Here is a 26,609-nt window from a genome sequence, read left to right as displayed (position 1 = left end):
TGATCAGAGGAGGGCAAGGCATGGCAAAAGACCTTTCGTGGCAGGTGCCAGGTGATGCCGGCAACACGCTGCACATCGGCGCCTGGCGCTTTGAAGGCGACGGCAGTGGCCCCAACGTACACCTGCAGGCTGGCGTACACGCCGATGAAATCGCCGGAATGCTGGTGCTGCATCAACTGCTGCCACGCTTGCAGGTGTGCCAGGCGCAGGGCCGTTTGCGCGGCAGCGTGACGGTGGTGCCCCAGGCCAACCCCTTTGGCATTGGCCAGTTTCGCCAGGGCAAATTGCTCGGGCGTTTCCATGAAGCTACCGGGCAAAACTTTAACCGCGCCTTCGATCATTCCCTGTCCATGCAACGCCCGGCGAGCAACCTGGCGCAATGGCAAAAAAGTTTAGTGCAGTTGGCGGCCGACGCCGACCTGGTGCTGGACCTGCACACCGACGATGAGGCCCTGCCGTACCTTTACATTCATCGCAGTTTCTGGCCCGAACACGGCCTGGCACTGGCGGCCGCGTTACAGGTCGAGGTGGTGATTGTGTGGGATGAAGGCGGTGACGGTTCCTTTGAAGAAACCGTCATCAACCATGGCGCGCCGCGCTTGGCCGCGACGGTCGAATTGCGCGGGCAAGCCGATGTCAGCGACGCGCTCGCGCAGCAAGATGCCGACGGGCTGTGGGCGTGGCTGTGCATCAATGGCGTGGTTGATGAAGTCGCCGCGATCCGCGAATGGCAGGGCGAGGTGGTGGACATGGGCTGCATGGAAACCGTCCTGGCGCCCTGTGCCGGCGTGCTGGTGTTTGAAAAAAACCTGGGTGACCCGGTTGAAGAGGGCGAGCGTTTCGCGCGCATTATCGGCCGCCCTGGCGACCCGTCCTCCGAAGTGGTTTTGCGCGCTGCGCAAACCGGGCGCATGGTGACAGGCCACCGCGAACGCCTGGTGGCCCAGGGTTCGGTGGTGGCCAAATTTACCGGGACGCGGTTGTCGGACAGCTACAGCGGCGGGGTGCTTGACCCGTAGATTCGCAGATACACACACAACCCTTGTGGGAGCGGGCTTGCTCGCGAAGGCGGTGTATCAGTGAAAGATGTATTGGCTGACACTCCGCCTTCGCGAGCAAGCCCGCTCCCACATTTTCAATTGTGGTGTGGCTCACCAACCCAGGGACCTGAACAGCTCAGGCAAGCCTGCTCGCCACAGGGGAATATGGCTGCAGCATAGGCCTCGGGGCTCGGCATCATCAGCCGCGTTCCAGGCTGCGTTTTTCCAGGAGCAAACGCTCAAGCTCTTGCATCGGCAACGGCCGGCTGAACAAGTAGCCCTGGATCTGATCGCAGCCGGCTGCCTTCAGAAACGCCAGTTGCGCCTGAGACTCGACGCCTTCGGCCACCACGCGCAATTCCAGGCTGTGGGCCAGTTCAATGATGGTGCGGGTAATGGCTGCGTCCTGCGGGTTGCTGGTGACTTCGCGGATAAACGCAATGTCGATTTTCAGCGTGTCGATCGGAAAGCGCCGCAGGTAGGCCAGGCTGGAATAGCCGGTGCCGAAATCGTCGATGGAGATTTTCACGCCCATCGCGCGCAGGCGTTGCAGGCTGGCGATGGTGTGCTGGGTGTTTTCCATCAGCGAGCTTTCGGTCAGCTCCACCTCCAGCCAATGGGCCGCAACGCCGGTCTTTGCCAGGCTGGCGGCGATATCGGCAATCAGGTCGCCTTCAATCAGTTGATGCCCGGAGACGTTCACCGAGACCTCCACCGCACCAATGTCGCTGCGTTGCCACGCGGCGATCTGCCGGCACACGTTGTCGATGACCCAGCGGCCGACGGGCACAATCAGGCCCAGGGTTTCCAGCAGCGGCACAAACACTGCCGGCGAGACCGCGCCATGGCCGGGGCGGTCCCAGCGCAGCAGGGCTTCAAGGGCACACACGGCACCACTGGCCAGCTCGACCTTGGGTTGGTAATGCAGGGTGAAATCGCTGCGCTCGACCGCCAGGCGCAGGTCGTTTTCCAGCGCCTCGCGGGCCAGGTCATGCACGGTTTCGTGGGTCTGATTCTGCAGTTGCTGTTCGAGCATCAGGTTATGGGTTTTCAATTGATCACCATGGGCCTTGAGCCGCAGCAGGTTGCGCACCCGCAGCCATAACTCGATGTGCTCCACCGGCTTGCTGAGGAACTCTTCGGCACCGGTTTCCAAGCCACTGACCCGCGCCTCGGACTCGCTGAGCGCCGTGAGCATGATGATCGGGATGTTCGCGGTAGTGGCATCGCCCTTGAGTTGGCTGGCGACTTCATAGCCGTCCATGCCTGGCATCATGATGTCCAGCAGGATCAGGTCGGGCGGCTGCTGCGCCACCAATTGCAAGGCTTCTTCGCCGCTGCTGGCGGTCAGGGTCTGGTAGCCCTCATGTTGCAGGAGGGTTTCCAGCAGCTTGCGAACCTGGGGTTCGTCATCAACGATCAACAGCGTTGCGGGTGAGCTGGCCATGGAGAGGACTCATGCAGAGGGTGTGGTGTGTGGGGGCAGCAGGGTGGCGATCACGCGGTACAGCTCTTTGTAGCTCAGGGGCTTGCTGACATACGCGTCGCAGCCGGCCTGGCGGGTTTTTTCGCAGTCTTCCTTCATGGCCATGGCCGTCAGGGCGATCACCGGGATGTGCGCGGTGTGGGGGTCTTGTTTGAGCAAGCGTGTTGCCGCCAGGCCGTCCATGCCGGGCAATTGGATATCCATCAGGATCAGCGCCGGTTGCTGTTCGCGGGCCAGGGTCAGGCCGGTTTCGGCGTCGGCGGCCCACAGCACGGTGTACCCGGCATTGACCAGTAACAGGCGCGCCAGGCGCATGTTCGCCTCGTTGTCTTCGACGATCAGGATGTCGGCCATTAGCTTGCCTCCCTGGCGCGATGCAGTGGCAACCACACCACAAAGCGTGCGCCCAGGTCGGGCTGGCTGGCCACCGCCACGCTGCCGCCCTGCAGTTCGGTCAACTGCTTGACCATTGCCAGGCCCAGGCCCGTGCCTTCGAATTTGCGCGCCAGGCTGCTGTCGATCTGGCTGAAGGCCTTGAACAGTTTGCCCATGTTGTCCACGGCAATGCCGATACCGGTATCGCTGACGCTCAATTCAAGGAACTGCTGCTGCGCACTGGGTGACAGGGCGAAGCTGTGCACGGGCCAGTCGCCGGCAATCCGCCCGACTTGATCGCGGCTGACTTCACGCACGGTCAGGGTCACGCAGCTGCCGTGCGCGCTGAACTTCACCGCATTGGCCAGCAGGTTGTAGATGATCTGCTTGGTCTTGCGCAGGTCCAGCGCCAGGGTGCCGAAATCACCCTGGCTGTCGAGTTTCAGCTGGATGCGTTGCAGCGCGGCTTTTTCGCGCACGATCAGCAAACTGTTGGCCAGCAAGCCTGCGAGTTCAACCGGCTCCAGTTCCAGGTCCATCATCCCGGCCTCGACTTTGGACAGGTCGAGAATGTCGTTGATCAGCGACAGCAAGTGCTGGCCACTGGTGAAAATATCGCCAATGTATTCGCGCTGGATATCGCTCATGTCGCCCACCAGGCCGTCCTTGAGCGCCTCGGAAAAACCTATTACCGCGTTCAATGGGGTGCGCAATTCGTGGGACATGGTCGCGAGAAACTCGGACTTCATATGGTTGGCGTGTTCCAGTTCCAGGTTCTTTTCTTCCAGGGCGCGTTCAAAGCCCTGGCGCTCGAGTTCCTCCTGCTTGCGCGCCGTGTTGTCGGTGCCGATCAACAGGTAGCCGATGATCGTATCGTGGCGATTGCGCAAGGCCGTAACCGAGACCATGGCCGACAGGCGACTGCCGTCCTTGCGGATATAGGTCAGCTCATAGATGTCTTCGATGCCCCGCGAGGCCTTGAATACCAGGGCTTCGAAGCCTGGGGTGATAGGCGTGTCGAGTTCCTGGCTGAGGGCGGCGGCGCGGGTGATCAACTCGGCGGGGTCGGAGATGTCGGCGGGAGTAATGCGGTTGACCACGTCAACGGCGGCATAGCCGAGCATGCGTTCAGCACCGACGTTGAAGATCTGGATCACGCCTTTTTCGTCAGTGGCGATACTGGAGAAATACGCGCTGTTGAAGATGGCGTCTTGCAGCGCGCCGGTCTTGAGCAGGGTTTTCTGGCGTTTGAATTCGACGATCTTTTCTGCGCGCGATTGCGGCGGGTCGGGTAAGGCTGAGTCCATCGCTTGGTTTCCGTGACATTCAGGTCCGACACCGGTGCGGCGGTGTCGCAGAGCATGCTCACAGAAGATCGCGTTGAAGCGATGAGGAGGAGATGAGGTCTTTGGACAATAGCAGAGATTATGGCGATTCGAAGGCTGAAAGCGCCCCTGCGAAAACTTTCTGCCTTCAAACGGATAGATCAACGTGGGGTTTGATTCCGAGGCGCTTTAAATTTCATCTCATCTGGACGCGCCTGGCATGCATCTCAGCGTTTTGCGCGTGATGAAACGTTTAATCAAGCGAAAAAATGCTCACGCAAGCGCTTGCGTGCGCAAATGCATCTGGCATAGAGTCGGCAACACTCGATTACAAAAATAATAAATCCAGGAGCTCATCCATGAGCCTTGAACCCTTGCTTGAGATGCAGGGCATCAGCAAAACCTTCAATGGTTTGCGCGTGCTCAAGAATGTCGGCCTGAAGGTTTACCCCGGTGAAATTCACGCCTTGATGGGTGAGAACGGCGCCGGCAAGTCGACCTTGATGAAAATCCTCTCCGGCGCTTACCAGGCCGACCCCGGCGGCGAAATCCGCATCGACGGCCAGCCCGTCGCCACCTTCGACCCCGCCACTGCAAAGACCCTCGGCATCGCCGTGATCTACCAGGAACTGAGCCTGTGCCCGAACCTCAGCGTGGCCGAGAACATCTACCTGGGCCGTGAACTGCGGCGTGGTTGGACCATCGACCGCAAGGGCATGCAAGAAGGCTGCATCGAAGTGCTGCAACGCCTGGGCGCCGAGTTCACACCCGCGACGCCCGTCAGCAGCCTGTCGATTGCCGAGCGCCAATTGGTCGAAATCGCCCGCGCCCTGCATGCCCATGCACGCATTTTGGTTATGGACGAGCCGACCACGCCGCTGTCATCGCGTGAAACCGACCGCCTGTTTGCCTTGATCAAACAACTGCGCAGCCAGGGCCTGGCGATCATCTATATCAGCCACCGCATGGCCGAGATCTACGAGTTATCGGACCGGGTCTCGGTGCTGCGCGACGGCCAGTACATCGGCGAATTGACCCGCGATGCGCTGTCGGCCGAAGTGCTGGTAAAGATGATGGTCGGCCGCGACCTGTCAGGCTTCTACAAGAAGGAGCATGCCGCATACAACCCCGGCAACGTGGTGATGCGCGTGCGCGATATGGCTGACGGCAAGCGCGTGCGCAATTGCAGCTTCGACCTGCACGCCGGTGAAGTACTGGGCATTGCCGGGCTGGTCGGGGCAGGGCGCACCGAACTGGCGCGGCTGATCTTCGGCGCCGACCCGCGCACCTCCGGCACCCTGGAAGTGGTCGGCAAGACCGTCACCCAACTGCGAAACCCGGCGGATGCGATTCGCGCAGGGGTCGTGTACCTCACCGAAGACCGCAAGGCTCAAGGCCTGTTCCTGGACATGAGCGTGGCCGACAACATCAACGTGTGCGCCTGTGTGCCGGATGCACATGCCGGTGGCGTGCTGGACCGTGGGCACGCGGCGCAACGCGCTAACGATGCGATCAGGTCGCTGTCGATTCGCGTGGCGTCGGGCAAGGTCAATGTTGGCGCGCTGTCCGGTGGCAATCAGCAAAAGGTGCTGTTGGCACGGCTGCTGGAGGTCAAGCCGCATGTGCTGATCCTCGACGAACCCACCCGTGGCGTGGACATCGGCTCCAAGTCCGAGATCTACCGCATCATCAATCAACTGGCGCTCGCCGGTGTGGGCATTGTGGTGATCTCCAGCGAGCTGCCGGAAATCATCGGCACCTGCGACCGTGTGCTGATCATGCGCGAAGGCCAATTAGTGGCCGAAGTCGGCGGGGCTTCGGGCCACGTCATTTCTCAGGAACGAATTATCGACCTCGCCACTGGTGGCGATCAGGTGGCTGCCCATGGCTGATTCAATGATTGCAACAACCGGCAAAGCCGAACGCGTGCGTGAGCTGATGCGCACCGTCGGCATGCTGCCCGTGCTGGTCCTGCTGCTGGTGGGCTTTGCCCTGGCCAGCGAGAACTTCCTCACGGTGCAGAACCTGTCGATCATCACCCAGCAAGCCTCGGTGAATGTGGTGCTGGCGGCGGGCATGACCTTTGTGATCCTGACGGCGGGTATTGACCTGTCAGTGGGCGCGATTCTGGCGGCGTCTGCGGTGGTGGCCTTGCAGGCTTCGATGTCGCCGCAGTTCGGCATGTTCGGGATTGCGGCGGGCATTGGTTTTGGTCTGTTGCTGGGCTTGGTCAACGGCGGGCTGATCGCTTTCATGCGGCTGCCGCCGTTTATCGTCACCCTGGGGGCGCTGACCGCTATGCGTGGCCTGGCGCGTTTGCTGGCCGATGACAAAACCGTGTTCAACCCCGACCTGCCGTTTGCGTTTATCGGCAATGACTCGGTGCTCGGCGTGCCGTGGCTGGTGATCATCGCCGTGGCCGTGGTGCTGTTGTCGTGGTTCATATTGCGCCGCACCGTGATGGGCGTGCAGATCTATTCGGTGGGCGGCAACCCGGAAGCGGCGCGGCTGTCGGGCATCAAGGTGTGGAAAGTGCTGCTGTTTGTGTATGCCATGTCCGGCGCTTTGGCCGGGCTTGGCGCCGTGATGAGTGCTTCGCGCCTGTTCGCCGCCAACGGGCTGCAACTGGGGCAATCCTATGAACTGGACGCCATTGCCGCGGTGATCCTGGGTGGCACCAGTTTTACCGGCGGCGTGGGCACCATCGGCGGCACGCTGATCGGCGCACTGATTATCGCGGTGCTCACCAACGGCCTGGTGCTGCTGGGGGTATCGGATATCTGGCAGTACATCATCAAGGGCATCGTGATCATCGGCGCAGTGGCGCTGGATCGCTATCGCCAGTCCGGCGCACGTACCTGATTCACCTCAACAACAATCACAAGAGAGACCGGTATGAACTTCAAACGTATCTTTCCCGTTATGGCCTTGGCTGCCCTGATGTCCCATGGCGTCGAAGCCCGCGAACTCAAAGCCCTGGGCATCAGCATGGGCTCGCTGGGCAACCCGTATTTCGTGACCCTGGCCGACGGCGCCACTGCGCGGGCCAAAGAGCTGAACCCCGCTGTGAAAGTTACCTCGGTGTCGGCCGACTATGACTTGAGCAAGCAGTTTTCCCAGATCGACAACTTCATCTCATCCAAGGTCGACCTGATCCTGCTCAACGCCGTCGACCCATCGGCCATGGCCTCGGCGATCAAGAAAGCCAGGGATGCCGGCATTGTAGTGGTGGCGGTGGATGTGGACGCCAAAGGCGTAAACGCCACGGTGCAAACCGACAACGTCGAAGCCGGCAAGCTGGCCTGCCAGTTCCTGGTGGACAAGCTGGCGGGCAAGGGCAATGTGATTATCCAGAACGGCCCGCAAGTGACCGCCGTGACCGACCGCGTCAAAGGCTGCAAGGCGGCATTGGCCGGTGCACCGGATATCAAGGTGCTGTCCGATGACCAGGACGGCAAAGGCTCGCGGGAAGGGGGCTTGAATGTGATGCAGGGTTACCTCACGCGCTTCCCGAAAATCGATGGCTTGTTCGCGATCAATGACCCGCAAGCCATCGGCAGCGACCTGGCGGCCAAACAGCTCAAGCGCAGCGGCATTATCATTACCTCGGTAGACGGTGCACCGGATATCGAAAACGCGCTGAAGACCGACACCCAGATCCAGGCCTCTGCCAGCCAGGACCCTTGGGCGATGGCCCAGACTGCCGTCAACGTCGGCAATGACATTCTCAATGACAAAGCCCCGGCCGAAGCGGTTACCCTGCTCACGCCAAAACTGATCACCCGCGACAACGTTGCGACGTACAGCGGCTGGTCGAGCAAACATTGAGTTAAAGGGGAAAACGTCGTGGTCACCATGGATGACGTGGCAAGCCGGGCCGGGGTGTCCACCTCGACCGTGTCCCACGTGTTGAACGGCACCCGCAAGGTCAGCCCGGCCACGGTGCAGGCGGTGCAGCGCGCGATTCAGGCGTTGGGCTATATCCCCAACACCCTGGCGCGCTCGCTGGCGCGTTCGAGCACCAATACCATTGGCGTGGCGATCTCGGCGTTGTCCAACCATTACTTCAGCGAAACCGTGCAAGCGATTGAAACCGAGTGCGTCCGCCACGGCTACATGATGCTGTTCGCCGACCCGCACGACGACCCGGAGCAGGAGTTGCGGGTGGTCACGGCGCTGCATCACCGGCGGGTCGACGGGATTTTATTGGCGCCGTCGACCGGCTCCAGCGCGTTGGAATATCTGCAGGCCAACGAGATGCCGACGGTGCTGGTGGACCGCATGATGAGCGCGCAGTTTGATCAGGTCGGGGTGGAGAACACTCAGTCCACCCAGGCGCTGGTCGCACACTTGATTGAACATGGGCACCGGCGCATCGGCTTTATTGCCGGGCGCGAAGGGCTGAGCACTACCGATGAACGCGTGGCCGGTTACCGGGCGGCGTTGCAGGCTGCGGGGTTGGTGTTCGACCCACAGTTACTGGTCAACGGCGGCTCCAACAGCGAGCCTGCGCGGCAAGCAACCGCGCAGTTGTTGGCGCTACCGGTGCCACCCACGGCAATCATGGCCGGCAATAACCTGATGACGCTGGGCGCCATGCACGCCCTGCGTGATGCGCGCATTGAGGTGCCAGGCCAGATGGCCCTGGTGGGGTTTGATGATTTTGACTGGGCGGATTTCTTCGTGCCACGCCTGACCCTGATCGCCCAGCCGGTCAAGGAGCTGGGCGCCCGCGCGGTGCATATGCTGCTGCAACGCATGGCCACGCCCGGCGCACCCACCCAAAGCGTGCGCCTGGCGCCGAGCCTGCAACGGCGTGACTCCTGTGGTTGTATTGAAGTGGAATAACTGACGTATGCGCAACCCTGTTTCCCTCGGCATAGACCTCGGCACTTCAGAGCTCAAGGCGATCCTGATGGACGTCGACGGCAGCGTGCTGGCCCACGCCGGTGTGCGCCTGAGTGTTTCACGGCGCCACAGCGGCTGGTCCGAGCAGGCCCCCGAAGACTGGTGGCAGGCCTGTTTGCGGGCGCTGGCGCAGTTACGCGAGCACGCGGCATTTGCGCGTGTGGCGTGCATCGGCCTGTCCGGGCAAATGCATGGCGCAGTGTTGCTGGGCAAAGATAATCGTGTGCTGTACCCGGCCATCCTGTGGGATGACGCGCGCGCAGTGGCCCAGGCCGAGCAACTGGGCAGCGGCTTTGCCGACACCACCGGCAGCCTGCCGATGGCCGGGCTCACGGCGCCCAAACTGCTGTGGTTACAGCAGCACGAACCCGAAGTCTTCAAGGCGATTGAGTGTGTGCTGTCGCCCAAGGATTACCTGCGGTTGCGCCTGACGGGCGAGCGCATCAGCGATATGTCGGATGCTGCCGGCACCCTGTGGCTGGACGTAGCGCAGCGTGAATGGTTTGCGCCGATGCTCCACGCCACGGGGCTTTCGCCTGCGCAAATGCCTCGGCTGGTGGAAGGCGGTGCGGCGAGTGGTGTCCTGAATGTCAGCGGGTTGGGCCTGTCGCCCGAGGTGGTGATTGCCGGAGGCGGCGGCGATAACCCGGTGGCGGCGGTGGGTATTGGCGCGGTCAACGCCGGTGACGGCTTTATCACCCTGGGCACCAGCGCGGCCATTGTCGCCATCACCGACCACGCCGCCGGCAACCCGGCCAGTGCCGTGCACAGCTTCTGCCACGCCTTGCCCAACCGCTGGTACACCATGGGCGCCATGCTCGCCGGGGCCAGTTGTTTGCGCTGGGTGACGCGGCTCACCGGCATGCCGGATGAGCAGACTCTGCTTGACCAGGTGCAGGCGCAGTTGCCCATCGAGCAGCCGGTGCCGCTGTCGACGCCGTTGTTTCTGCCGTACCTGGCCGGTGAACGCACGCCGCACAACGACCCGTTATTGCGCGGTGGGTTTATGAGCCTGGGCCATGACTGCACCCCGGCGATGCTCGGTTATGCGGTGATGGAGGGCGTAGGTTTCGGCCTGCTCGATGCGCTGCGTGCGGTGCAATCGACCGGTGCCGACGTGACCGCCTGCGCCTTGGTCGGCGGCGGAGCCCGGAGTGAGTATTGGGCGCAGTTGCTGGCCAACATTCTGCAGCGGGAGATCTTCACGCTGCAGGGCAGTGAATTGAGCGCGTGTGTGGGGGCGGCGAAGTTGGGGTTTATGGCGATCGGGCAGGGCGCTGATTTACTCGCGGCGGGGATGCCGGTCAAGGCGCGTTACACGCCGAGTGTGGCGCAACAGGCGATACTGCAAACACGGTACCGCCGGTTTCAAGGATTGTTGAGTGCTGCAAAAGCGTTGCATGCCTGATGTTCAAAGGTTTGCATCCAAAAAGGTTCTAAGCTGCGACTTCGATAGGGCGCCGGTTTTGGTGGCAGCCAGCTCGCCATTTTTAAACAGCATCAGTGTAGGAATGCCTCGGATGCCGAATCGAGGCGGAACCGCATTGTTCTTATCGACGTCCAATTTGGCAATGGTCAACTTGCCGGCGTAGTCGTTGGCCAATTCATCCAGGACAGGCGCGATCATCTTGCACGGTCCACACCACTCGGCCCAGAAATCCACTAGCACCGGTAGCCCAGCTTTCAAGATCTCTTGATCAAATGAGTCGTCAGTAACATGGATAATCTCGCTCATGAAAAACTCCTTTTATCCTTGAACAGCATCAACAACGGCGTCTCAAACACCCCATATTTCGCTGCAACGCTGGGGTTTTCATCGATATTCAGCGTCACGATAGTCAATCTGTCGGCGTAGTATTCGACGAACTTTTCAAGGAACGCTGGTGGTTCCTCATCAGCATTTTTGTAGCACACCAGCACAGGCCCGCGGGCGTTGAGTACTTTTGCTTCAAAGCTCGCATCGGTGACTTCTTTAAACGTTGTAGTGAGCATTGGATCCTCTCCAGTGATGCACAACGTTAACCAGCAGTACGCGGGCGGGCACCTGTAAGAATTGACAGTTTTTTATATTCAAAGGCGATAAACGCCGCTGTTTCAGACAGTCATATCGGCTAACTCACGCAGCACCGTCAGCAACGACGTTTGCCCTTTAAGCACCTGCTTATGTTCAAAACAGATCCAGCCTTCGTTGAACCCATCGACCATGCGCATACGTGGCAATGGGTTCTGGGCGCCCTGGGCACGTAACAATGCCTCCCAAGTGTCACGCGCCACCGCTTCAGCGTGCACGTCGCGGTCGAGTACCTGCGACAAGCCCTGGGCGATGTCGTTGGGGCTGACCCACTGGCCTTCCAGTTCAACCACCCGATGGCCGGCCCACTCCTGTTGCAGCAGTTGCGCGGCGAGGGTGCCGATATCCGCCGTGGCGATCATGGGCACCGCCTTGTCCAGAGGTTGCAGAAAGCTGTGGATCACACCGGTTTCACGCGCGGCGATCAGGTCGTACAGCGTATTTTCCATAAACCAGGCAGGGCGCAGGAAGGTGACCGGGATGTCCAGGGCCTTAAGGGCCTGTTCCATCAGGGTGCGTTGGGTCAGCAGGTTGACCTCTGTGGCCTGGGCGCCGATGGTCGACAGGCACAGCACCTTGTTCGGCGCAGCCGCCTGTAGCGCCTGGCTGACGGCGGCAATCACCGCTCGAGCTTCGGGGAAATCAGGCTGCGGATCAAACCCGGGGGGCGGCAGGATAAACACGCCGGTTGCGTCCTTGAACGCCTCGGTTAATGCCTGCGCGTCATCCATCTGCGCAAACACCACGTCGCACCCTTGGTCGGCCCAGTAGGCCGCCTTGCCGGCATCGCGCATCACCGCGCGCACCGGTTGGCCGGCCTTGATGAGGTTGCGCGCCAGGGCGCCGCCGACTTTGCCTGTAATGCCTGTAATCACGTACATAAGCTTTATACCTGTGGGTTCCAATCAGTGGAGCCCAGCATAAAGATCGGCCAGTGATGACAGAATAGCGAATGCGTCACTGCGTTAGTGACGCAAAATCACTAATCCTCCAAGGGCGGCAAACGGCGTTTTACCGGAGTTTTCTTGACGATGGCCGTATTGGTTTCGGCATAAGCGTTGAGGCGGTCGAGCAGGCTGTCGAGCTGGTCCATGGTGCGCACATGCAAGCGCGCGATAAAGCAGTCGTCACCGGTGACCTTGTCGCACTCGGTGAACTCGGGGATCGCCTGGATCTGGCGCTCCACCTCCTGCAACTTGCCGGGCAAGGGGCGGATGCGCACGATGGCTTGCAGCAGGTAGCCAAAATGCCTGGGGTCGATATCAACCGTGTAGTGGGTCAACACGCCGCGTTCTTCAAGGCGCCGCAAGCGTTCGCCGACGCTGGGCGATGACAGCCCGGTAATGCCCGCCAAGGCCTTGAGCGACAGGCGCGAGTCGTCCATCAAGGCGCTGATGAGTTGCTGGTCGATGGTGTCAATCATGCTGTCTGCCTAATAAAAAAAGGTGAATATAGGTTTTTGCCTTTTTTAGTCGCTGGAGCCGCTGACCAGCAGATTGCCATAATTGTGCCTCACTTGAGGAGCTTTCATCGTGGACACATCTATCCGTCGCGGGTCGTGGGAAATGGTCGCCGCCATGCTGATCTCGGGCACCATTGGCTGGTTTGTATTGGTCTCTGGTGTATCGGTGATCGAGGTGGTGTTCTGGCGCTGCGTGATCGGCGCAGTGGCCTTGTTGCTGGTCTGCGCATTGCTGGGTTATCTGCGCCTGGAACTGCTCACCTGGGCCAAGTTCGGCTTGGCAATGCTCAGTGGCGTGGCCATCGTCGGCAATTGGCTGCTGTTGTTCGAATCCTATTCCCACGCCTCAATTGCTATCAGCACGGCGGTGTACAACGTGCAGCCGTTTATGTTGGTGATGCTGGCTGCGGTGTTTCTGGGGGAAAAACTCACCGTACGGAAACTCGCGTGGTTGAGTGTCGCGTTCCTCGGCATGTTGGCGATTGTCACCGCCCATGGCGAGCAGCAAAGCGGTGGCGCCGATTACCTGGCGGGAATCGCCCTGGCCCTGGGCGCGGCATTTTTATATGCGGTTGCCGCGCTGATCATCAAACGCCTGAAGGAAGTGCCGCCACATCTGATGGCGTTGATCCAGGTGACAACCGGCGCATTACTGCTGGCGCCGTTGGTGCCCTGGAACAGCCTGCCGACAGCGCCAACTGCCTGGGCCGCGCTGGTCACGCTGGGCGTGGTGCACACCGGTTTGATGTACGTGTTGTTGTACGGGGCGATCCAGAAACTGCCCACTGCCATCACCGGGGCACTGTCGTTTATCTATCCGATTGCGGCGATTTTCGTCGACTGGATCGCCTTCGGCCATCGCCTGGGCTGGCTGCAATGGCTGGGTGTGGCCGCAATCCTGCTGGCGGCAGCGGGGTTGCAGCGGGGCTGGTGGTGGCGAACCACTCGTGATACAGCGCGTTCGGGAAACGCTGCGTAAAAATAGATGGAACAAATATCTACGTCATTACCACGCAAGGAGAGTAAGCCTGAGACCATCTTTCCCTCAGCCTCAGGTAAAAAAAACCTCCACCTGCAGACGAAATGATGAACACTAATGCTTCCAGTTTTCCGGACATTCGCGCTCCAGTCACCCATTTTCAAGAGCAGAACCCCCAACAACGGGTCCCGCGTTCTGACGGTTCAACCGTGCAGCCAGCTCAACCCAACGCAAGCACTGCGCTCGAAGCTGCCGGCGGCGTCCAAAGTGCGGCTACCAGCATTACACCGGCGTCTTCTGAAACCCATACGGAGCAATCCAAAAGCTCAATGAGTTGGGTGAATTACCAACAGGGTGTCAATTTGGCAGAGGCGGTTGAGCCTGGTTCATCTAAACGGATGACCCGCAATGAGCTAATGGCTTACCCAGGCAAATTGATGTCGGAGGCGGTGACGCCCGAACAAACCCTGCTTATTGCCGGGGCAAGAGTGGGGCCGGCACTGGAGTGGGCAGTGGCCAATGACATCCTTGTGCAAAACACACAGTATTCTCAAAAGGACATAGACACCGCTTTATCAGCCCTTGATCAACAGATGGAGAAAAAGGAAAAGGCAATCAACAGCCTTGCTGCGCCACACCCAATGCGTAAAGACTATTACACCCACTCAGAGATGTATACGGCTCACGATATTGAAAGCAAAAGCGAACAATATATAAAATATCCGGTTGCCGTGTATGACGAGAAAAAATTTGACGATGACTTCAAGGCTGACCTGAAAGATAAGAAATCAGCCTATTCCAGCGTAATAGCAGAGGTACTCTCCACGCTGCCGCTGGAAGATCGCAATACCATAAATAAAGGCCAGGTTAATGTGTATGGCCTGACACCCGCAGGCCCGGAGGCAGAACCAGAGCGTGGCGTTTTTTTGTTGGCAGTAGTCAATGATGGAAAAAAAACCTGCTACGAGGTTAATACGCTGCTCGGCACTGCCAGCCGACGTGACGATTATCAGAGCGTTTTTAGCGGTACGGGCGTTATTGGCAAAAAAAGATTGGCTGATGGCACTGAAGCCAGTGAGTTTACTGCTTGGCACAGGCCCAATATACAAGAGCCAAAGTACCGACCGAAAGTTGATCTACCGAATGGTCAGCCGGTAAACAATGAGCCCTTCCATTCCTCGCTCTATGTACTGAAACCATTGGGGGTGCTTCCGAAGCCAGACGCTAATGAACATGAGCAGACTGCACCCAGCAGGTTAAACTCAAAACGCTTTAATGACATTGGCGATATCGTTGCCGATAAGTTGTTTTATGTAAATGAAGAAGCGCTGTTGGAACAGGCAAAAGACGATCCCGAGCGAGTTACCGCTCAAGAAGCAAAGGATCGGAAATACGTTAAGAAGTTTGACGAGCGCAGAAAGTTCCTGAAAGGTTTTGTGCCTTTCTGGAATGGCATAGAGGCGTTTATTGCCGGGCGCCCGCTGCAAGGCATAGCGCATTTACTGATAGATGTTCTCTCGTTCGTGGCGCCCGTAGCCAAAGTCGCTAGTGGAGTGGTGAAAGGCGTGAGTCGGATTGTTAAGTCAGTATTGCCCAAATTTGCAAAAGCCTCCAAAGAGTTTGCAAGCTATAGTTTCAACCCGGGTGCGACGGGGGTGAAATGGGAGGGAGGCGTTCAAGGCGTAAAGTGGGCGAAGAACACTTCTTCGAACACATCGAAAGCGGTCGAACAATTTAGGGCAAATGCGGCGCCGATAAGTAAAGCTAACTCACCCGTGCGCGAAATTGAATTTGAGGGTGCCAAGTACTTTGTCGCCGAAAAGCCTGATGCCGGCGACGGTGTGCACTATGTATTACGCGAAACTAAACCGGGTGACCCGACGCAGTTAGTCAGCAGCGGAAAAATTGCCAAACCTGACCCGGCAGGTCAGTGGCAGAAATTCGGTAGTGCAACCGAGGACTTGGCGAGCACATCGATTAAACAAATGGGTGGGCCAATGAATGAGCTGTCTGTTCTAGGCGGTGAACTTCATACGTTCACGGACGCTTACAAGGGTGGCACGCGACTTAATGTCGTCGCTCATGGCGTCGAGCGAAGTGCTGCGGAGGTGTCGGCGGGCGCGCCCTCCAAAGTGTTAGTTAACGGTAAAGCTTACACAGCAAAAGAACTGGTTGCGCATTTGAAGGCGCAACATATTGATCCTGCACATGCGAGATACGACAGTGTACGGCTCATGATATGTTATGCCGCAGAGGGCGGCGAAAACTCTTTCGCCAGGGAGTTCCAACGGGCCGTGGGTAAACCTGTCAAGGCCTTTGAGGGGAAAGTGACAACGTCGTATGGCTCTACCAAAATGGAGGTCATTCGAGCCTACTTGGAGCAAGATTTCCGTTCGGTGCATACCACTCTGGATCAAGCGGGTATCGACCTTTTGGTCACTGCCAAAATAGAAACACTCTATAGCGGAAAGGCTGTCTTCATAAACAAAGCCGACGGTACGCTCTTACAAGTCCAGTCGGCGCCTCAGGGAGCGACAATAGGCCAGCATATTTTCAGGATTGAATATAAGCCTGTGCATTTCAATTAGTAATGCCTTCTCATCGGTCGCGTATCATTGACACTCCGGGGAGCGATGGGATCACCCGGACCGAACGCTCCGTCCTGCACAGCCGTTGTTAGCGCTGTCACTTAAACCGCCTGCCTACTTCTAATTGTAGAAGTAGGCAGGTTCGGTTCACTGGACCGCGCGCGGTATCGTCTTAAGCAGGTCGGCCGGGCTGATATGACCCACAACCTGCTGTCGTACTTCACTGCCCGGTTGCGGCAACCCAAGGATATGCCCCTTGATCTTGCCCACCACGTGCATCTCGCACGGCTTGCAGTCGAACTTGAGGGTCAGCACTTCATCGCCGTGAATCAACTGCATCGGCGCCACCTTGGTTTTCACGCCGGTCACACCCTTGGCCTGTTTAGGGCACAGGTTGAACGAGAAACGCAGGCAGTGCTTGGTGATCATCACCGGCACTTCGCCGGTTTCTTCGTGGGCTTCGAAGGCGGCGTCGATCAGCTTGACGCCGTGACGGTGGTAGAAGTCGCGGGCCTTCTGGTTGTAGACGTTGGCCAGGAACGACAGGTGCGCTTCCGGGTACACCGGCGGCGGCGAGGTTTCAGCTTTACGCCCGCCACGCGGGTGCGCGGCAACGCGTGCGGCCGTCAATGCCTCGATCACTTCACGGCGCAAGGCCTTGAGTTGCGAGTTGGGGATGAAGAACGCCTGCGGCGCATCCAACTCGATGTGCGTGGCGTGGTATTCGGTGGTGCCGAGTTGGCCGAGCAGATCGCGCAGGGTGTCGAGCGCCTGTTCCGGCTTGTTGGCCACGCCAAACGGGCCGGGCAGGGTGACGCTGGCGCTGATGCCTTCTTCGCTGGTGGCGGTGACTTCAAGCTGGTCTTCACGCAGGCGTGCCACCCAGGCCAGGCCGATGCGGCGCTCGGCGGAGGTTTTGAGCAGCGCTTGTTGCCAGTTGTGGTCGAGGTTGCGGTTCAGCGGATGATTGGGGCGCAACTGGTGCAAGCCGGCCGGCATTTCATTTGGCTCAACGCGGTAGCGATAGCGCTTCTGGCCGTCTTCCTCAAACTCGCCCTTGGCTTCGGCGATGTTGGCACGGAAACCCACGACCTCGCGCTTGACCAGCACATTGAGGCCATCGCCATTGGACAGCGGCTCATGGGTGACCACCTGCAGGTCACGCTTGCCGGCTTTTTCCACTACACCCACCGGCAGGCCGGTAAAGGTCGGGGTATCGAAAGCGCCGATGTCGACCTTGCGGTCGGTGACGAAATAGTCGGTGCTGCCCCGGTGGAAGGTTTTTTCCGGGTCGGGCAGGAAGAAGTGCGCAGTACGGCCGCTGGAGGCGCGGGCCAGGTCAGGGCGGTCTTCAAGCACGTCGTCAAGGCGCTGGCGGTAATAGGCGGTGATGTTTTTCACATAGCCCATGTCCTTGTAGCGCCCTTCGATCTTGAACGAGCGCACGCCGGCTTCGACCAGGGCGCGGATGTTGGCGCTCTGGTTGTTGTCTTTCATCGACAGCAGGTGCTTTTCAAAGGCCACGACGCGGCCCTGGTCATCTTTCAAGGTGTAGGGCAGGCGGCAGGCCTGGGAGCAGTCGCCACGGTTGGCGCTGCGGCCATTTTGCGCGTGGGAAATATTGCACTGCCCGGAGAACGCCACGCACAGGGCACCGTGGATGAAGAACTCGATGGCGGCATCGGTCTCGTCGGCGATCGCGCGAATTTCCTGCAGGTTCAGCTCACGGGCCAATACCAACTGCGAAAAACCGGCCTGGTCGAGAAACCTGGCGCGGGCCAGGGTGCGGATATCGGTCTGGGTGCTGGCGTGCAGCTCGATGGGCGGAATATCCAGCTCCATCACGCCCAGGTCTTGCACGATCAAGGCATCGACACCGGCGTCGTAGAGCTGATGGATCAGCTTGCGCGCAGGTTCCAGCTCGTTGTCATGCAAAATGGTGTTGATGGTGGTGAACACGCGGGCGTGGTAACGGCGGGCGAATTCGACCAGTTGAGCGATATCGCTCACCTCATTACACGCATTATGGCGTGCGCCGAAGCTTGGGCCGCCGATGTAGATGGCGTCGGCGCCATGCAAGATAGCCTCGCGCGCAATGGCGACATCACGGGCAGGGCTGAGCAATTCCAGGTGGTGCTTGGGCAAGGACATAGTTTTTTTAGTCAGGCTTGTCACGGTCGAGGCGCGCATTGTAGCTGTGAAATGCCTGACCGGCATCTACCGCAGGGCTGCCTTGCTGAGGGAGGGACTATTAAAGCCTCACTGGGCCCAACCTGTGGGAGCGGGCTTGCTCGCGAATGCGGTGTGCCAGTCGCCACATGCATCAACTGACACGCCCTCTTCGCGAGCAAGCCCGCTCCCACAGTGGATGTGTGTGGTGGCTTGGAACTCAGGCTTTGGCGGCCATCGCGGTGACTTCCACACGCATGCCTTCTACCGCCAACGCAGCCACGCCAACGGCTGCACGCACAGGCCAGGGCTTGGCGAAAAAGCGCTTGTAGACTTCGTTGAAGGCCGCGCGGTCAGCCATGTCGGTGAGGTAGATGGTCAGGTGCATCACCCGGTCCATGGAGCTGCCGGCTTTCTCCAGCGCGACCTTCAGCGCTTGCAGGGTGCATTCGCTTTGCAGGGTGATATCGCCCAGTTCCAGGCTGCCGTCGGCGTGAGTAGGGATTTGGGTGGAGACCAGGATGCCATTGAAACCGATGACGTCGCTGGAGATGGAGTCGGCATCCGGGTCGGGGGTGAAGGACAGGTCGTGGTTGGCCATGGGCGCCTCTTGTTGGCGGTTGCAGAAAGGCGCCCATGGTCCCCGAAATCTACGGCAGGGGCAAACTACACCCAGCGCCGGAACAGCACGCTGGCATTCACGCCGCCAAAACCGAAGCCATTGGACAGCGCGTACTCAATCGGCATGGGCCGCGCCTCACCGCGCACCATGTCCAGGCCGTCCGCCAGGGCATCCGGGTTGTCGAGGTTGAGGGTCATCGGGGCAATCTGATCGCGCAGGGCGAGGACGGTGAAGATCGCTTCAATACCGCCGGCGGCGCCCAACAGGTGGCCGGTGGCGGATTTGGTCGAGCTGATGGCCGGGTGGCCACTGGCGCCGAACACGGTCTTGATGGCTGCCAGCTCGCCTTTGTCACCCACGGGTGTCGACGTTGCATGCGCATTCAAATACTGCACCTGGGACGCCTCGATACCGGCCTGACGCAACGCTTGCGTCATTGCCCGCCGCGCGCCATCGCCGTCTTCCGGGCCTGCGGTCATGTGATAGGCATCGGCGCTGGTGCCATAACCGACCAGTTCGGCAATGGGTTGCGCGCCGCGTGCCAGGGCGTGCTCAAGCGCTTCGATGACCAGGATCCCTGCGCCTTCGCCCATTACAAAACCATCACGCGCCTGATCGAACGGCCGCGAAGCGAGCTCCGGCGTGTCATTGAAGTCGCTGGACAACGCCCGTGCGGCAGCAAAGCCGGCAAGGCTGACCCGATGAATCGCCGCTTCCGCGCCACCGCACACCGCCACATCGATTTCCCCGGCGCGGATCATTCGCGCCGCATCACCAATCGCCTGTACACCCGCCGCGCAGGCAGTCACCGGTGCGCCTAATGGGCCTTTCAAACCATAGTTGATCGACACATGCCCGGCCGCCATGTTGCTCAGAAACGATGGAATGGTAAACGGCGACAACCGCCGTGGGCCTTTGCTGTCGGTGGTGCGCACCGCCTCGGCAATCGCCGGGAAGCCACCGACGCCGGAGGCAATGATGGTGGCCGTGCGTTCCTGCTCTTGCGGCGTTTTTGGCGCCCAACCGGCTTGCTTCAGGGCTTCATCCGCAGCGGCCAGGGCGAACAGGATAAAGCGGTCCATCTTGCGCTGTTCCTTGGCGGCCAGCAGTCGATCGGGATCAAACCCGGCTTCGGTGTCTTGCAGCACAGTTTGCACCTGGCCACCGATGCTGACGGCCAGGTCGCCGATCAATTCTTCGGGCAGGCGACGAATGCCCGATTGCCCGTTCAACAAGCGCTGCCAGGTGGATTCCACACTCGACCCCAGCGGCGTCAGCGCGCCCATGCCTGTCACGACGATACGTTTACTCATGATCAATCGACTCCTGTTGCTTGAGGGATACACAGCTGTGGACGTCACTATCATGATGAAAGTAACATGGCGTCACACACTTTTGCACCCGCACACAGGAACGGCCATGCAACGCAAATCCCTTATCAGCGACGAATGCCCCATCGCCCGCAGCCTTGAGCGGGTAGGGGAGTGGTGGAGCATGTTGATCATGCGTGACGCGCTGCACGGCTTGCGGCGTTTTGATGAGTTCTCGCGCAGCCTGGGCATCGCGCCGAACATGCTGACGCGCCGCCTGAATGGTTTGGTGGAGGCCGGCATGCTCGAACGCCGCGCCTACAGCGAGCGGCCGCCACGTTACGAATACGTGCCGACAGCCAAGGGCGAGGACTTTCGCATGGTGCTGATGGCGTTGGTGGCGTGGGGCAATCGGCATTACGCCGAAGAAGGCCGCAGCGTGGAGGTGGTGGAGCGCGAGACCGGGCAGTTGCTGGAGCCGATGATGGCAACCGCCGAAGGTTCGGTGGTGGGGTGGGAGCGCTGCGTGGTACAGGCCGGTCCAGCCGCCAGCGCAGGCATGCGCGAGCGGCTGAGCCGCGACTGATTACAACAGGGTAAACGGATAGTCGACGATCACCCGTAGCTCATTCAACTTGCCGTCGCGTTGGTCGGCGTTGGATGACACCATGGCGTCACGCACGCGAAACGACAGGTTTTTCGCCGGGCCGCTTTGCAGCACGTATTTGGCTTCCACATCGGTCTCGTGGTGGTCGCCGTCGGCGCCATAGTCGCCGGCATAGGCACTGTTGGCGGGTGTGTGCGTACCGTTGATGTCCGAGCCGTTGACGTAGCGGGTCATGAAGCTCAGGCCCGGTACGCCGTAGCTGGCCATGTTCAGGTCGTAACGAATGCCCCACGACTGTTCGCCCGGCCCGTTGAAGTCCCCCCATTGGATCGAGTTGGCGAGGAACACCGAGTCGCCGCCTTCGCCTGCGCCGTTGTTGCCGGTGCCGATGTAGTCGAACGGTGTGTCGCCATGGACTTTCTGGAACGACAGCGTCAGGGTATGCGCCGCCAGGAACGAGTAGGCCGCCGCCACCGAGTAGGTGGTGTTGTTGATGGCCCCGGCCTTGGCGCTGCCGGTGTCGAGGGTACGGTACAGGTTGCCGTCCAGCGCCAGTGACTGGTCATGCCCCAGCGCGATCACGTAGTTGAGGTTGGTGTAGTACTGGCGCCAGATGTCTTCCAGCTCGCCGGCATACAGGGTTGCGCTCAACGACGGCGTGAAGGTGTATTTGCCGCCGACAAAACTTGCGCTGTTGGCCGCCACGTTGGCGTAGGTGGCGTAGATATCGTGGTCATGGTTGCTGGTCATGCCGCTGTTGGTGCTGGTGAAGTGCCCGGCTTCCAGGTCCAGGCCTGCGATTTCGCTGCTGGTCAGGTCAAAGCCGGTGGCGGTCTGCGGCAGAATGCGCGTGCCGCCGGTGGCGAATACCGGCGCGGTGGGTTGCATGTCACCGAATTTGAGCTGGGTCTTGGAGACCTTGATCTTTACCGCAGCGCCCACCGAACCATAGCCATTTTCCGGGTCGCCATTGCGGTTGGTCGGCAATTCACCGGTGCCGGCATCGGCGTGGGTGGCGTCGAGTTTCATCGCGCCGTAGGCGTAGGCATCCACACCAAAACCGATGGTGCCCTGGGTAAAGCCCGAGGCGTAGTTGAGCATCGCGCCTTGGGTCCAGTCGCGGTTGTCGGCCTTGCCACTTTGGCGGTCGCGGTCGAAGTAATAGTTGCGCAACAACCCGGTAATGCTGCTGCCGTCGATAAAACCTTTGGAATCAGCCTGGTCGCTGACCGACTCGGCGAGGGCCGCTTGGCTGATACTGGCGCACACCGCCAGCGTTAACAGGCTCCACTGTTTGATCATGTTGTGACTTCCCCGGAATAATTAACGCGTGCACAGAAACACCGCATGCTTGGAGTGCGTTTAAGGTTGTATGGCAGATGTTTCAGGTGAGCGTAATGCTGTTTTTATTGTGCTCGACGTGGTTGTCGAAGCCGATTTTTATCATATTTTTCGAGGGCTGCAGCGGTGGCGCGGATTAAACTCGATTAATTAAACTTCACCTCTTTTAATGTTCTACGGGTGTAGCGTTGATAAGGTCTTAGCCGCTCTGCTTCGACAAAACCTTTGGTTTGCCGCCGCAGGCTCTGTGGCGGATTTTTTATCCTTATATATAAAAGTTGATACTTGAAACTCGCCATGAATAGTGGCGATATGACTGCGCGCGTCTCATTATTTGTTTGTAACAAGACTGTTGCACTTGCGGCGCAAACCCCATGCCCTATCATGACGCCCATCATCCTCTCTGAAAGGACCAGAGGCCTCATGAAAAAAGCGTCACACATCCTGCTCGCCGCTGTTTTACTGGGGCTTAGCGCCTCCGCGCTGGCAGCCGAAGGTTTTCTTGGCACCGGCATCAACACAGGCAACGGCTATGAGCCGGACGGTCGCGGCGGTCTTAGAGGCACTGGGGGAAACCTGGGCGGTGACTATGAGTTGCAAAAGGATGGTTCGCTCAGAGGCACCGGTAAAAATAGGGGCAAAGGCTATATTCCCGCCGATGACGGAGGCCTCATGGGCATCGGCTACAACAATGGCCGAGGCTTCAGCCCGGACGGCTCGGGCGGCTACAAGGGCACAGGTTTTAACGCCGGTGAGGACTACCGGTCTGACGGCAAAGGCTATTTCCGTGGTGACGACAAGGCCTCAGGCGCCAGTTGGCGCTCCGATGGCAACGGCGGGTATGAAGGCAGCGGTGAGTACCGCAAGCGTGGGTACAAGTCCGATGGTCGCGGCGGCTATATAGGCACCGGTAAGAACGAGGGCCGGGGGCTTGAATCCGATGGTCGCGGTGGTTTTATCGGCACCGGCTTGAATGCGGGCGGCGGCTGGGAGCCAGATGGAGACGGCGGCTACAAAGGCACGGGCAATAATCGCGGGGAACGCTGGAGGATTGACTGAAGCAGCCCGCACCGCGTGTATCCGGTGCTGATTGCAACAATCAGCACCGTTGCGGCTATTACTCTTTAACGTCCATGAACTCTTCAGCCCACGCCACGTAGCTCTCCGGCAACGTGTAGGTATGGGTCAGCTCCGTAGCGCTGAGGTTGGAGGTGCTGCTGGTCAGCTTGCGCTGGGCGCGCAGGCTGTCGTAAGTGGCTTTGATCGACGCAAAGTAGGCGCCGTGGCCGGCCACCACAATGCGCACGCCCAGGGACGCCAGGCGCTCGCTGTCATTGAGCTGCGGGTTGCCGTAGGTCACCAGCATCAACGGCACCGTCAGGTTGGCGGCGATCTGCTCAAGGTGGTCGAAGTCTTTGACACCAACCATGCAGATGCCGTCCGCGCCGGCTTTCTCATAGGCCTTGGTGCGTGCGATGACATCTTCGGTAGGCAACACGCCGGCATTGGTGCGCGCAATGATCGACAGTTCAGGGTCGACACGCGCTTCCAGCGCCGCCTTCACTTTGCCGATGCCTTCCTCGACGGAAATCAAATCGGTGGATTTGCGCCCGAATTGCGCCGGCAACAGCGTGTCTTCAATGGTCAACGCGGCCACACCGGCACGCTCAAGCTCTTCGACCGTGCGCATCACGTTCAGCGCATTGCCGTAACCGTGGTCGGCGTCGGCAATAAACGGCAGTTGGGCGACACGGCCGATGCGGGTGGCCTGTTCAACGAACTCACTCAGTGTGATCAACGCAAAATCGGGGGCTGCCAGTACCTGCAACGAGGCGACCGAACCACCGAGGATGCCGACTTCAAAACCCAGGTCGGCGGCGATACGCGCGGACATGGGGTCGAAGACGGAGGCGGTTTCAACGCAGATGGGTTTGGCAAGCAGTTCACGGAAGTTGCGGCGCAACGCTGAGTGAGAAATCTTTGGCATGTTCTTTCCTGGCTTTGGTCATCGTCATGTGACGATCAATGTCTATTCGTGGTGGCGCCAAGATTACCACGCAGAGGAACCGGGGATTATGACGTTTGAGCATGAGATACACGCCGAGCACATGGATCATCGGTTCACACTCAGGCGCTGGACAGGCCGATTGCACCGTCACAGGGCAGAGCCGCCCCATCCTGCACAACTGCTGTGCCGACGCAGTGCTTAATCCCCGCAGACGCACTGCCTATAGTGGATTCAAACCCGCCCAAGCCTGAGGTGATTGATGAACCGCGAATTCAAACCCGACCTGACCGATGCAGTGCCAAACGAGCAAGTGGACGCCGAGTACTTCGAATACAGCAAGGCGGCCAACCCGATCAGTGCCAACCTGATTACCCGCATTCCCTACCACAGCTTCCCGGCCTCGCTGTACGACAGCGGCGCCTCGCGGGTGGTCGCGCTGGACCTCAGCGACGCGTTGGGCTGTGAAGGCCCGGCGACCGGGCCGGGGTTGTGTGCCAACTTTATTCGCTTGAACGCCGGTGATGCCCTGGACCTGCACCCCAACGCGACCTCACAGGTGTTTTATGTCATCGCAGGCGAGGGCCGGGTGGTGCAGGGCGAGCATGATATCCCATGGTCCAGCGGTTGCTTTATCGCGCTGCCTGGCCTGCAGCCCGCGCGTTTCACTGCGTCACAAGATGCACGCTTGTACTACGTGCATGATGAACCGCTGTTGCGCTACCTGGGCGTGACGCGCAGCAGCGACCGCTTCGTGCCGACGCTGTATCCCGCCGCGCTGGCCAACCAGAAGCTGCGGGAAGCCGCGGATGACCCCCGCGCCCAGGACCGCAGCCGCATCAGCATTTTGCTCGGCAACCGCAACTTCCCCCAGACCCGAACCGTCACGCATGTGCTTTGGGCCATGTACGGCATTCTGCCGCCGGGCTCGATCCAGAAGCCGCACCGGCACCAGTCGATTGCGCTGGACTTCATCATCGACTGCCCCAAGGGCTGTTATTCACTGGTGGGCACGGAGCTGGACGCCGACGGCCAGATCCGCAACCCGGTGCGGGTTGACTGGTCGCCAGGCCTGGCGTTCGTAACGCCACCGGGTTATTGGCATGCGCATTTCAACGAATCGGACACCGAGGCATTCCTGATCCCGATCCAGGACGCCGGGCTGCAAACCTACCTGCGGGCCCTGGATATCCGCTTCAGCTGACAGCAAATGAATATCTGCTTTTCTGTGGGAGCTGGCTTGCCTGCGATTGCATCAACTCGGTATGCCTGATGTGCCGAGCTGCTTGCATCGCAGGCAAGCCAGTTCCACAGGTTTCGCTTTAGCGCCAGCCATTCAGGTCGGCCCTATTTCCAATACGGCGTTTCGCCCAGCTGTTCGACGATAAAGTCGATAAAACAGCGCACCTTGGACGACACGATGCGCTTGGGCGGGTAGACAAACCACACCGCAAACGCCTGTTCAGCCCCCAGGATGTTCCAGTGCGGGAGCCACACCTGTAGCTCGCCCGCCTCAAGGCTTTTGCTCACCAGCCAATCCGGCAGCAAGGCAAAGCCCAGGCCTTGGCGTGCAGCGAGCAGTTGCGCGTCCAGGTCGTTGATACGGATACAGTCGCCGTATACCAGCGGCAACACTTCACCACCGGCCTCGAAGGCAACATCTTGGAGGCTCAGGATGGCCGGCAGGCCGGCCAGGTCTGCCGGTGTCGCCGGGGCCGCGTGCTGCGCACAAAACCCCGGGCTGGCCACCAGCAGGTACTTTCCCGCGCAGATCTTGCGCGCCTTGAGCGTGGAGTCGGGCAGGGCGCCAATCCGAATCGCCAGGTCAACGCCTGAGTGAATCAGGTTGACCTGGGCGTTATCCAGCACCAATTCCAGCTTGATTTGCGGGTAGCGCGCCAGGAACAGGTTCAACACCGGCAGGATATGGTGACGGGCAAACGCCGGCGGCAAATTGAGTTTGAGCACCCCACGGGGTTGCTGGTTGAGCGCCGAGGTGGCGGCCTTGGCTTGCTCAAGCTCATCCAATACACGGCGGGCGTGCAGCAGAAACGTTTGGCCGCCTTCGGTCAGGTGCAGCGTGCGTGTCGAGCGGTTGAACAGGGCGATGCCCAAATCCTGCTCAAGGTCCTTCACGTAGCGCGAGACCGTGGATGCCTTGATGCCCAGTCGCTCAGCCGCCCGGGAAAAATTATTGCCTTCGGCGGCCTCGACAAAGGCGGTTAGCGCAGCGAAATAATCCAAGTGCCGCCTCGGTGGTCAGCGTGGGGGAGCGCTCAGGTTACCGGCTGTGGTCAGGCACCGCCACGGGCACGGGACCC

Annotated in this window: 24 protein-coding genes; 11 read left to right on the top strand and 13 right to left on the bottom strand. The window is 59.9% G+C overall.

Annotated elements, in window-relative coordinates:
* The first annotated feature begins 20 nt into the window (after window positions 1–20).
* A complete protein-coding gene (locus QF043_RS13655) occupies window positions 21–1,019 on the top strand; it encodes a succinylglutamate desuccinylase/aspartoacylase family protein (RefSeq protein WP_307418900.1) in 999 nt (332 codons plus the stop codon).
* A 220-nt stretch (window positions 1,020–1,239) separates the two neighbouring features.
* Here the strand turns inward: QF043_RS13655 and QF043_RS13650 are convergent, their stop codons facing one another.
* The 3 genes from QF043_RS13650 to QF043_RS13640 are packed head-to-tail and all read right to left on the bottom strand — an operon-like array spanning window position 1,240 to window position 4,208.
* The gene (locus QF043_RS13650) at window positions 1,240–2,487 is read right to left on the bottom strand and encodes an EAL domain-containing response regulator (protein WP_307418899.1); all 1,248 of its coding nucleotides are present in this window, start codon (window positions 2,485–2,487) and stop codon (window positions 1,240–1,242) included.
* A 9-nt stretch (window positions 2,488–2,496) separates the two neighbouring features.
* The gene (locus QF043_RS13645; protein ID WP_307418898.1) at window positions 2,497–2,880 is read right to left on the bottom strand and encodes a response regulator; all 384 of its coding nucleotides are present in this window, start codon (window positions 2,878–2,880) and stop codon (window positions 2,497–2,499) included.
* A complete protein-coding gene (locus QF043_RS13640; protein WP_307418897.1) occupies window positions 2,880–4,208 on the bottom strand; it encodes a HAMP domain-containing sensor histidine kinase in 1,329 nt (442 codons plus the stop codon). Before QF043_RS13640 ends, QF043_RS13645 begins: the two co-directional genes overlap by 1 nt.
* A 377-nt stretch (window positions 4,209–4,585) precedes the next feature.
* Between QF043_RS13640 and QF043_RS13635 the strand changes: the two genes are divergently transcribed.
* Genes QF043_RS13635 through xylB form a run of 5 tightly spaced genes read left to right on the top strand, consistent with a single transcriptional unit; the run spans window position 4,586 to window position 10,542 of the window.
* Window positions 4,586–6,118: a sugar ABC transporter ATP-binding protein gene (locus QF043_RS13635; protein ID WP_307418896.1), complete on the top strand. Its 1,533-nt coding sequence runs from the start codon at window positions 4,586–4,588 to the stop codon at window positions 6,116–6,118.
* Complete coding sequence (locus QF043_RS13630; RefSeq protein WP_017135608.1) at window positions 6,111–7,088, top strand: sugar ABC transporter permease; 978 nt, start codon at window positions 6,111–6,113, stop codon at window positions 7,086–7,088. The genes QF043_RS13635 and QF043_RS13630 overlap by 8 nt, the downstream gene beginning before the upstream one ends.
* 33 nt (window positions 7,089–7,121) lie before the next feature.
* On the top strand, window positions 7,122–8,054 hold the full coding sequence (locus QF043_RS13625; protein ID WP_056860049.1) for an ABC transporter substrate-binding protein: 933 nt from the start codon (window positions 7,122–7,124) through the stop codon (window positions 8,052–8,054).
* Window positions 8,055–8,072: 18 nt separating this feature from the next.
* Entirely contained in the window at window positions 8,073–9,074 is a 1,002-nt protein-coding gene (locus QF043_RS13620; protein ID WP_307418895.1) for a LacI family DNA-binding transcriptional regulator, read from the top strand.
* A gap of 7 nt (window positions 9,075–9,081) precedes the next feature.
* Window positions 9,082–10,542, top strand: coding sequence for a xylulokinase (xylB, locus tag QF043_RS13615; protein WP_307418894.1), 1,461 nt, complete (start codon window positions 9,082–9,084; stop codon window positions 10,540–10,542).
* A 3-nt stretch (window positions 10,543–10,545) separates the two neighbouring features.
* On the opposite strand, the gene trxA is transcribed toward xylB, so the two are convergent.
* The 4 genes from trxA to QF043_RS13595 form a co-directional block, all read right to left on the bottom strand.
* The gene (gene trxA / locus QF043_RS13610; protein WP_307418893.1) at window positions 10,546–10,869 is read right to left on the bottom strand and encodes a thioredoxin TrxA; all 324 of its coding nucleotides are present in this window, start codon (window positions 10,867–10,869) and stop codon (window positions 10,546–10,548) included.
* Window positions 10,866–11,126 (bottom strand): co-chaperone YbbN, encoded by a 261-nt coding sequence (locus QF043_RS13605; RefSeq protein WP_307418892.1) that lies wholly within the window; start codon window positions 11,124–11,126, stop codon window positions 10,866–10,868. The genes trxA and QF043_RS13605 overlap by 4 nt, the downstream gene beginning before the upstream one ends.
* Window positions 11,127–11,228: 102 nt before the next feature.
* Window positions 11,229–12,086: an NmrA family NAD(P)-binding protein gene (locus QF043_RS13600; protein WP_307418891.1), complete on the bottom strand. Its 858-nt coding sequence runs from the start codon at window positions 12,084–12,086 to the stop codon at window positions 11,229–11,231.
* Between the two features lie 101 nt (window positions 12,087–12,187).
* The gene (locus QF043_RS13595) at window positions 12,188–12,628 is read right to left on the bottom strand and encodes an Lrp/AsnC family transcriptional regulator (RefSeq protein WP_305459839.1); all 441 of its coding nucleotides are present in this window, start codon (window positions 12,626–12,628) and stop codon (window positions 12,188–12,190) included.
* A gap of 109 nt (window positions 12,629–12,737) precedes the next feature.
* Here QF043_RS13595 and QF043_RS13590 point away from each other — a divergent pair, with 109 nt between their 5' ends.
* Together QF043_RS13590 and QF043_RS13585 are read left to right on the top strand one after the other, a co-directional pair.
* A complete protein-coding gene (locus tag QF043_RS13590) occupies window positions 12,738–13,646 on the top strand; it encodes a DMT family transporter (protein ID WP_307418890.1) in 909 nt (302 codons plus the stop codon).
* Between the two features lie 107 nt (window positions 13,647–13,753).
* Window positions 13,754–16,234 carry a hypothetical protein gene (locus QF043_RS13585; RefSeq protein ID WP_307418888.1) on the top strand — a complete coding sequence of 827 codons (2,481 nt, stop codon included), beginning with the start codon at window positions 13,754–13,756 and terminating at the stop codon, window positions 16,232–16,234.
* 147 nt (window positions 16,235–16,381) lie between these two features.
* On the opposite strand, the gene QF043_RS13580 is transcribed toward QF043_RS13585, so the two are convergent.
* The 3 genes from QF043_RS13580 to fabF form a co-directional block, all read right to left on the bottom strand.
* Complete coding sequence (locus QF043_RS13580) at window positions 16,382–18,385, bottom strand: U32 family peptidase (RefSeq protein ID WP_307418887.1); 2,004 nt, start codon at window positions 18,383–18,385, stop codon at window positions 16,382–16,384.
* Window positions 18,386–18,623: 238 nt separating this feature from the next.
* On the bottom strand, window positions 18,624–19,004 hold the full coding sequence (locus tag QF043_RS13575) for a RidA family protein (RefSeq protein ID WP_017135617.1): 381 nt from the start codon (window positions 19,002–19,004) through the stop codon (window positions 18,624–18,626).
* A gap of 65 nt (window positions 19,005–19,069) precedes the next feature.
* Window positions 19,070–20,338 carry a beta-ketoacyl-ACP synthase II gene (gene fabF / locus QF043_RS13570; RefSeq protein ID WP_307418885.1) on the bottom strand — a complete coding sequence of 423 codons (1,269 nt, stop codon included), beginning with the start codon at window positions 20,336–20,338 and terminating at the stop codon, window positions 19,070–19,072.
* A gap of 106 nt (window positions 20,339–20,444) precedes the next feature.
* Here fabF and QF043_RS13565 point away from each other — a divergent pair, with 106 nt between their 5' ends.
* Window positions 20,445–20,921 carry a helix-turn-helix domain-containing protein gene (locus QF043_RS13565; RefSeq protein WP_307418884.1) on the top strand — a complete coding sequence of 159 codons (477 nt, stop codon included), beginning with the start codon at window positions 20,445–20,447 and terminating at the stop codon, window positions 20,919–20,921.
* Here the strand turns inward: QF043_RS13565 and QF043_RS13560 are convergent, their stop codons facing one another.
* Window positions 20,922–22,244, bottom strand: coding sequence for an OprD family porin (locus QF043_RS13560; protein ID WP_307418883.1), 1,323 nt, complete (start codon window positions 22,242–22,244; stop codon window positions 20,922–20,924).
* A gap of 462 nt (window positions 22,245–22,706) precedes the next feature.
* Here QF043_RS13560 and QF043_RS13555 point away from each other — a divergent pair, with 462 nt between their 5' ends.
* A complete protein-coding gene (locus QF043_RS13555) occupies window positions 22,707–23,342 on the top strand; it encodes a hypothetical protein (protein WP_307418882.1) in 636 nt (211 codons plus the stop codon).
* Between the two features lie 58 nt (window positions 23,343–23,400).
* On the opposite strand, the gene QF043_RS13550 is transcribed toward QF043_RS13555, so the two are convergent.
* The gene (locus tag QF043_RS13550; protein WP_307418881.1) at window positions 23,401–24,270 is read right to left on the bottom strand and encodes an oxaloacetate decarboxylase; all 870 of its coding nucleotides are present in this window, start codon (window positions 24,268–24,270) and stop codon (window positions 23,401–23,403) included.
* Between the two features lie 280 nt (window positions 24,271–24,550).
* Between QF043_RS13550 and QF043_RS13545 the strand changes: the two genes are divergently transcribed.
* Window positions 24,551–25,492: a cupin gene (locus tag QF043_RS13545; protein WP_307418880.1), complete on the top strand. Its 942-nt coding sequence runs from the start codon at window positions 24,551–24,553 to the stop codon at window positions 25,490–25,492.
* Window positions 25,493–25,635: 143 nt separating this feature from the next.
* Here the strand turns inward: QF043_RS13545 and QF043_RS13540 are convergent, their stop codons facing one another.
* Window positions 25,636–26,532, bottom strand: a complete 897-nt coding sequence (locus tag QF043_RS13540) for a LysR family transcriptional regulator (protein WP_307418878.1) — start codon at window positions 26,530–26,532, stop codon at window positions 25,636–25,638.
* Between the last annotated feature and the right edge of the window lie 77 nt (window positions 26,533–26,609).

The organism is Pseudomonas sp. W3I7, from assembly GCF_030816095.1.
In the GTDB taxonomy this organism is placed as follows: domain Bacteria; phylum Pseudomonadota; class Gammaproteobacteria; order Pseudomonadales; family Pseudomonadaceae; genus Aquipseudomonas; species Aquipseudomonas salomonii.
Note: the sequence above shows the minus strand (reverse complement) of the source record. Positions and strands in the feature narration are given on the sequence as shown.